This window comes from Magnetococcales bacterium, from assembly GCA_015232395.1.
Lineage (GTDB): Bacteria > Pseudomonadota > Magnetococcia > Magnetococcales > JADFZT01 > JADFZT01.
The window spans coordinates 1-7,391 of the sequence record JADFZT010000126.1; the positions used below are offsets into that span (position 1 = coordinate 1).

A 7,391-nucleotide genomic window follows, 5' to 3' on the forward strand; every position below is an offset into this window, starting at 1 on the left:
AAATCCCTGACCAGCCTATCAGGGTGTGCCTCTCGCAATGTCTCCAAGATTTCCCCCACAGCCCCTGTTAGCGCATCAGGTGAGTGTGGCGCGTCATTCAAACCAGCAAACCGTTTTAAAACAGGGAGGTCAAAGTCGAACACCTCCAGAGAAATGACACGAACCACACCTCTTTTTCGGCGTTCCCGATAGCGGGCCATTCTTTCAGCACTTTGATTTTTCATGTCATTCTTACGCTTCACAGGTCGCTCTCCAAAATCACAATGACTCATCATCATCTCCAGAGATGCCGGGTAGGCAAATAGATTTTGCATTCATAGGCTCATGTCCTCGACTGCCAGCCGCTCAGCTTCTTCCCGAGAAAAGCCGCCATCGTATTCCCTGATAGCCGCTCTCTCTTCAAACTTCTCGATCCAGTCTTCAGCTGCCATCCCTCCCAACCACGCCCCAGACTTAATCCAGACCAGAGTACTCCCCTGAGCCTTGAATTCCAGTCGGCCTATGTCGGCGTGGGTCAATTCAGCGCCATTGGCAACAAGCAGAGGCAGAGCGGGCATATCGTCGTAGGTCGTCGCCCTTGCCGGGTCTAGGCCACTGAAAAGACGTTCTGGGCTCCATCCCAATTCAGCCAGATGAGGGCCATGCTCTTTCCAAAACCGGAACATGGCCTCCAGAATGCGGCGTCGGTGATCATCGGCCACTTGGGGAAGTGGCTCAAATTCCAAAACTGAAAACCGCTTGCTCTGTTGCGAGCAAGTCTCCTCAGTTTGTTGGTGGGACAGGTGGGACGGGTGGGACATATCCCGCAAATCCGCATGAATACAGGGCTTCCATGCCGTCCTTGTGTCCCACTGGTCCTTTTCAACAGGTGGGACAGGTGGGACGCTGTCAGGGCTATGGATTGTGTCACCATCAGCCGTCCCAGTTGTCCCACTGTCGCTTCCCGTCGGGTGGGACACCATGGGGTTGAAGAAAAACCTTTTCCGCCAAGCGTTTGGTGGATGCGTCCCACAGGTCCCAGTTGTCCCACCCAATTTTGCAGATGGGCGGGCTGTAAGCGCTGATGGGGTTTCAGTTTCCCGGCCAGAAGTTAAACTGGATTCGTCCAGCATTTTTTCAGGGGGCTTTGTAAACCCACTATTCTGGTGGGACGTGGGACGGCGCCAGGCAGCGAAATGGTCTTTCATGGTTCATCCCCGCCCAGGGAAATGAAGTGATAGCAACGGGTTGGTCCCATTCCCGGCAATCTGGGCTTGACCGTCGCTACCCCATCGTTACCCGGGGCAATCCATCCCTGCTCCTTCAGCAGGCGTGTGACAAATTTATGGTCCAACCCCTGGCATATTTCCTCCCGAAACACCCCTGGAAATACCCAGTATTCGATACGGTCTTCTACCACCTGAAAAAAACCTGCCCGGTTGATGGTGGGGCGCGCATTGATCTCTGTTTTGTTTGAAAAACGACTCTCTCCATGCTTCTCAAAGAACAACTGCACCTGGGCAAGGGCCGTTTTAATTTCCTGGGGACCGGTCCCACCCCGGGCGGTAATCCAGGCTTCCTGGCAGATCCGGGCGGCGGAGAATGCCTCATCCTCTTGCCAGCCGGTTACCCCCAAGGCGGTTGCCAACTCCCCAGCAGCAGCCACCAGGGCGAAACGTCCGGCCACCCGGAGGGCCTGTCCATCGGCATCGGGGGAAAGGCTTTCGTTCAGAAACTCCTGGCGGTATTCTTCAATGGCGGGGGCCATCCCTTCCAGTCTGGAAACAAGCCGGTTGATGAACTCCCGGGCAGGTGTGCCATAAAAAGATCGTGCTGCAGTATTAATAGCCCTGGAAAAGTCTGCCCCCCCAAGATGGCCGTGCAGATTTTCAAATAGGCCATAGCCAGCTCCTGCATCTGCCGGAATATCCGCAAGCCTTACCTCCTGACCGGCCCGGGACCGTTTGCCTGCCGCCCGCATGTGTTCGGCCAAGCCGATCTCGCCAGCACTCAGGAAAAGTAGCCGCCAAGTCGATTTTTTTCTGGCAGTACCATCCCGTCTGGAACGAGCCTTGCCGGTACCATTGGCTAACATGTAGGCGATTTCCCCAGCCTCTCGTGGGTCAACCTGGGCCAATTCATCTAAACAAAGAAGAGTGTCATTGTGAAGCAAGGCCACTGCCTCCAAACCATTTGAGGTAGCCCGCCAGCGTTGCAACCTTTCCGCCCCACCCCAAACAGAAACCGCGACGGTCAACGCAGTCGTCTTGCCGGTGGAGCTTTGACCAGTAAAGTTGAACCCCCCCGATTCTTCCTCGACCAGGTGGAGAAGGACAGAAGCAAAGGCAGCACTCACCGCAAATACCAGTCTGGAATTTCCTACACAACGGGCCGCTACCCCCTGTTGCCAATCAGCTAGAGTGCCTGCTGCCTCAAAACCTTGCAGATCTCCAGAAATAGATTGCAGCATAACCCGCTCATTATTTTCCCCGATGGTTTCATTCGGAAAAACAAACACATCACCATACCAACCAGTCCGCTCCACACAACGGGCTACAGCCTCAGGTAGTGAGTTTTGAATATAGGTGGAGAGGTGTTCTCTGGCCTTTCGGTTGGGTGTGATGCCCAACCCCATGGAGAGGAGCGTTCGCCGACAATCCGCACCATCACCAGCAAGGTTTTCCATGGGCATAGCCCAGGAGTGTTTGTGGCCATCAGGATCTTTGAATTCAAGAAGCCGCCCATGGTTAGTCTGGGAGGCATCCCGGGTGCGGGCTGTGATGTGCAACGGATCGCAAAACCAGACAGGTTGAGCTTGCTCATCATCATCGGTTGGGGGCAGATAATAGGTTCCGTTGCGCCGGTTTTTAACTCCTTCCACCACCTCAAAGGGAAACTTGCCGTGGACTTCTTCATTAGCTTGGACCTCGATTTTTCGCTCTTGGATGGCCCCACCGCCAACGCCAGGTTGATCCAGAAGTTCTTTATTCTCCTGGGGTGGCGTTATCAGATTGCTGGAATCCTCCAGAAAAACCCGGCCTGCCTCCTGATCAACCCCTTCCGCAATTGCGTCAGCCGCATCCCAGCCATTCGGTAAACTTTCCCGTTGTGGTAAACAAGGCAGATCTAGGAAAGCATCTAGCCGCAGCCATTTCACAGACATCGCTCCAACTTGGTGCAAGATATCGGTCACCTTGTTGGCATAGGCCAATCCTTTTTCGTCATGGTCAGGCCAGACTATCACCCGGCGGTCAGCCAGAGGGGACCAATCTGCCTGGTGTGCTGATGCTGAACCGTTTGGACTGGTAGTGACCACCAATTCTGGGAAGAGGATGTTGGCAGCATCTGCTGCCTTCTCCCCCTCGGTCACCAGAACCCAACCATCTGGCTGGGAAGCCAAGCCTTTCAGATTGTAAAGGGGGCGGGGGGCAGGCACACTTTTCCATCGCCATTGTAATTTACCGTCAGTACCCTGGCAGAAGGTTAGGGGGAGCATTTCCTTTTCACCATCTGGCTTGTCGAACCGGGAGATGTAGAAGAGCACTCGCCCTTCGGCATCGCAGTAGGTCCACCGCTGGGACGGTTCCCCCATCCTGTAATGGCTGGGCGGTTCCGGCGCTTCATCAGGAATTGGGGTGATGGGTTTCCAGGTTTCGGCCTTTTTCTTCTGGCTGGGCTTGCCAACCGGTGGTACGGGGGAGGCCCCGACCAGATCTGCCACCCGCTCCAAAATGATGGGGAAGTCCTGTTTGGGACTCAAACCCAACATTTTACCGACCAGCGAAAAACCATCGCCGGGGTTGCATCCGTTGCAGTAGTAAGATCCGCTTCCGTCCCGATCATCAAAGCGGAACCGATCTGTGCCGCCACAATTTGGGCAGGGGTGGTGTTTGCCATCAAGGACAGATGGGGCCACCCCCAAGTTAGCCAGGATGTTCCGCCACTTCCCCTTCGCCGCCTCCCGAATGGAGCCAACATCCAGTTGGGAGCGATCAGCCTTTTGCATGGTATCTTGTTTGGGGCGGGGTCCCAGGGATATTGTAGATTGATTTTTTGGATGAAATGATGGAGAATGCGAGGTGTTCGGCTCCCCAGCACGACACGCCTGCATTCCCCGGCTCTCACCGGGGTTTTGCTCTTCTTTCATCGATCAACCCTCCCCAGTTTTGTAGGGTCGTTGGCCCCAAAGAGGGCACCCTTTATCGGTGCATCCCCTGATGGTTCCCCGCCAACCCGGCTCATCTGGACCGCAAACGCAGCGACAGCACATCGCATTGATGGCAGCTCTTTTACTATTTTTCAGGTTCTTTGCGATCTTGATGGGGTCGTGAGAAGGCCCTTTTTCAGGTTTCTGTCGTGTTTTCCTCCTAGATGTGGGGTTTACCCTTGCCGGATGTGCTGGAGTCGATTGCTTCTGGGTAAAAGTGGCCGAATCTGGGGTCTTTTGGCTCTCATTTTTATGGATGCTCATGAAGACACCTCCCCACTCAAATCAGCTATCAGTTGCTTAATAGGTCCGACAGGCCATGCCGTCGTACGCGGCCCTAATTTGACGGGCTTGGGGAAACGTCCAGTTTTCACACCATTCCACCAAGTTGACTTGCTAACAGGAACAATCGCCGGTATTGGGGGGACAGCATTGGGATCTCCAATAATTTGACTCAGACGGAGAAAGCCCACATCTGGAAGGAGGGGTGACCGCTGCATTGCTTTTGCCATCATTAAACCTCATTAGGTTGAGTTGAACATGACGGCAAGAATCGCTGGGCATTTTGGGCAAGGGAAGAGTTTTTTTAATTCGTCAATTCGCTTGCAACTTTTTGAAATATCGCTGTTTTATTCAGAATTATGGATTTGGGCGGATTGGGCAAGTTGGGCAAGTTGGGCAAAAAACTAGTGAAGTCCCCCCAGAGGGAGTGACTTTGGGATAACCTCTAAAAGGGGATAAGCCGTTCAATGGATAGAGCAGTTAAACTCTAACAGCACCCTGAGGGAGCGGGTTTTCTACGTTGCACTAAGAGGGAATATATTGAGAAATCCTACGTCTGATGGTTTCCGAGTCGCGCGCTTTTGGATTGAGCTTAGAGTTTTTCGAAATTTCTTTAGCGATTTTTATTTTTGTCCAGGTGGGATTTTCTTCCTGAAGTTTCTTTGCCTCTTCAATCCACTCCTGGTACATTTCTTGCCATGGCCCTTTAGGCACCTGTTTACGCGCTAACTCAAGCCCCCCGTTGCTATCCCCATCAATTTCATCAGAGTGGGTAACTGCATTGCCTTCCTGGCATCCCTGAGCCTCCTGTTTGCCTTGGGTTTTGATAGGGGGCATTCCCTGAGTTTGACTTGCTTCACTCTGTGCCTGCCTTATCCAAGCCGAAACAATTTCCCTCTGATCGGAGTCCAACTCTGCCCAAACCAGGAAGCGAATACCAACATACTGCAAATCTGGCCCTGATGCCTGGGCGCTCATCGGATCAATATCTAAAAAATGCCATTCGTGAGGGGGGATTGTTTTTGGTTGAGGTATGTGAGGAGATGTTAACCCAAACCCAATAAATTTTTCGCAATCCAAGTTTTCAAGAATTTTCATCCAAGAAATTTTATAAATTTCTTCTATATCTCTATTGAAATCATCCAGACGCGCATACCACTCATAGAAATAGTGTTGTTTTTCAAGTGAGTATGGCGACTCTTTTAAAACAGACCTTTCTGACTCCAACTGTTCACGCCGCTTTGTTTCATAATCGTAAACAGGTTCGTTCTTGTAAGTTAAAGTTTTTGCTATGATGCCAAACAAATCATCAAGTTTTTTCCATGGCAAGGGCTCACGAAAAATATTCCTGGACTGGGTAATCATCGTTCACGCTCTCCAAGCGTCTCCAAGAGTAACCCGGCCAGAACGGAGGAGAGCCGCCTTTTCCCGCCGTCGCGGTAGACCGGGTATTCGGTGGGTGAGTGTGCCCCTAAGCTTTTCACCTGATAGGGACCACCTCAGCGCTATTCCGTAGGGCATCCAAGTGATCTGCCCAACGCTGCATCATTGCCTTGCGTTCCTCGATGTATTGGCTGCGGTGGTAGGCGGCTCGGGATTCGTTGCGTTCTTTGTGGGCCAGTTGGCGTTCAATTACGTCAGGCCGGAATCCCATTTCATTCAGGATGGTAGATGCCACGGCCCGAAAGCCATGCCCGGTCATCCGCCCCCGGTAGCCCAGGCGGTAGAGAGCATACAGGGCTGTATTTTCCGACATCGGGCGGCGGGGCATTCGGCCAGCGAAGACCCACTGGAATGCACCGTTGATGGCATGTTGTTGCTGGATGATCTCCAGAGCCTGCTGGGAGAGGGGGACTATGTGAGGGGCACGCATTTTCATGCGTTCAGCTGGAATGCGCCATTCCGCCTTTTCAAGGTCGAACTCTTCCCAGGTGGCCAAGCGCATTTCACTGGTGCGGACGAAGGTCAGGGCTAACAGCTTCAGAGCCAGCTTGGTTTGGAGATCCCCCCCGGCCAAGGAATCATAGCTTTCAATAGCTTGCAGCAACTCTGGCAAATCTTGCACATCAATAGCCTTCTGGTGTGTGACCACATGTGCCTTGAGTGCTCCTTGCAAGTCTGCCGCTGGATTGCTTTCGCATTTTCCTGTGATGACGGCATATTTGAAAACGTTGGAGACAACTGCGCGCACTCTTTTGGGAAGATCAGTTGCCCCTCGTCGCTCAATGGCTCGAAGCGCATCCAAGACTGTCATGGGCTTGATGACAGAAACTGATTGGTGACCAAATGCCGGGAAGATATCCGCTTCCAGGCGGCTAAGAACATAACGGGCGTAGCGGGGGGTCCATCGGGCGGCTTCATTTTCCATCCACTCTCTGGCAACCCTCTCAAAAGAATGATCGGCGTTCGCCATTGCTTGGCGCTTCTTTTCTTTTCGGGCCAGCATCGGATCAATCCCTGCCGCCAACTGCTTTTTTATTTCCTCCCGCTTGGCACGAGCCTCCTTCAGCGTCAAGGTTGGATAAACACCCAAAGCCATGGTCTTCCGTTTCCCTGCGAATCGGAAGTCCAACCGCCAATATCGCCCGGCGGGTTTTACCAGCAGATACATTCCCCCGCCATCGGCCAGCTTGAATGGCTTGTCGGCGGGCTTTGCCTTGCGGATGGCGGTATCAGTGAGTGGCATTGACGGTACCTCCCTTGTCGGTATCTGAACATACCGTCACAAGTACCGACAAAAATCCTGGCTGTCAATGCTTTTCTCTGGATGTCTCTGGACAAACATATAGAGATTGGCGTTGAAGTTTAAAGACTTTTTGAGTTTCTTTGGGCTGTGTTGGACTTAAAAATGGCGGATGGGGTGGGATTCGAACCCACGGAACCTTTCGATTCGACGGTTTTCAAGACCGTTGCCGTAAACCAC

At 52.8% G+C, this 7,391-nt stretch carries 6 protein-coding genes; all 6 read right to left on the reverse strand.

Annotated elements, in window-relative coordinates:
• A partial coding sequence (locus HQL52_19340) for a hypothetical protein (protein ID MBF0371596.1) occupies positions 1–314 on the reverse strand: 314 nt, incomplete at its 3' end.
• Positions 315–701, reverse strand: a complete 387-nt coding sequence (locus HQL52_19345) for a hypothetical protein (protein MBF0371597.1) — start codon at positions 699–701, stop codon at positions 315–317. It abuts the gene before it with no gap.
• Positions 702–1,183: 482 nt separating this feature from the next.
• Positions 1,184–3,985 carry a DUF927 domain-containing protein gene (locus HQL52_19350; protein ID MBF0371598.1) on the reverse strand — a complete coding sequence of 934 codons (2,802 nt, stop codon included), beginning with the start codon at positions 3,983–3,985 and terminating at the stop codon, positions 1,184–1,186.
• Positions 3,986–4,446: 461 nt separating this feature from the next.
• Positions 4,447–4,686, reverse strand: a complete 240-nt coding sequence (locus HQL52_19355; protein MBF0371599.1) for an AlpA family phage regulatory protein — start codon at positions 4,684–4,686, stop codon at positions 4,447–4,449.
• 307 nt (positions 4,687–4,993) lie between these two features.
• Positions 4,994–5,833, reverse strand: a complete 840-nt coding sequence (locus HQL52_19360) for a hypothetical protein (GenBank protein ID MBF0371600.1) — start codon at positions 5,831–5,833, stop codon at positions 4,994–4,996.
• Positions 5,834–5,948: 115 nt separating this feature from the next.
• Entirely contained in the window at positions 5,949–7,154 is a 1,206-nt protein-coding gene (locus HQL52_19365) for a tyrosine-type recombinase/integrase (protein ID MBF0371601.1), read from the reverse strand.
• Positions 7,155–7,391 lie beyond the last annotated feature (237 nt).

Coding starts and splice junctions, on each gene's coding strand:
- HQL52_19350 (MBF0371598.1), bottom strand. CDS start 3,985: ATGCAAAAGGCTGATCGCTCCCAACTGGATGTTGGCTCCATTCGGGAG.
- HQL52_19360 (MBF0371600.1), bottom strand. CDS start 5,833: ATGATTACCCAGTCCAGGAATATTTTTCGTGAGCCCTTGCCATGGAAA.
- HQL52_19365 (MBF0371601.1), bottom strand. CDS start 7,154: ATGCCACTCACTGATACCGCCATCCGCAAGGCAAAGCCCGCCGACAAG.
- HQL52_19355 (MBF0371599.1), bottom strand. CDS start 4,686: ATGCAGCGGTCACCCCTCCTTCCAGATGTGGGCTTTCTCCGTCTGAGT.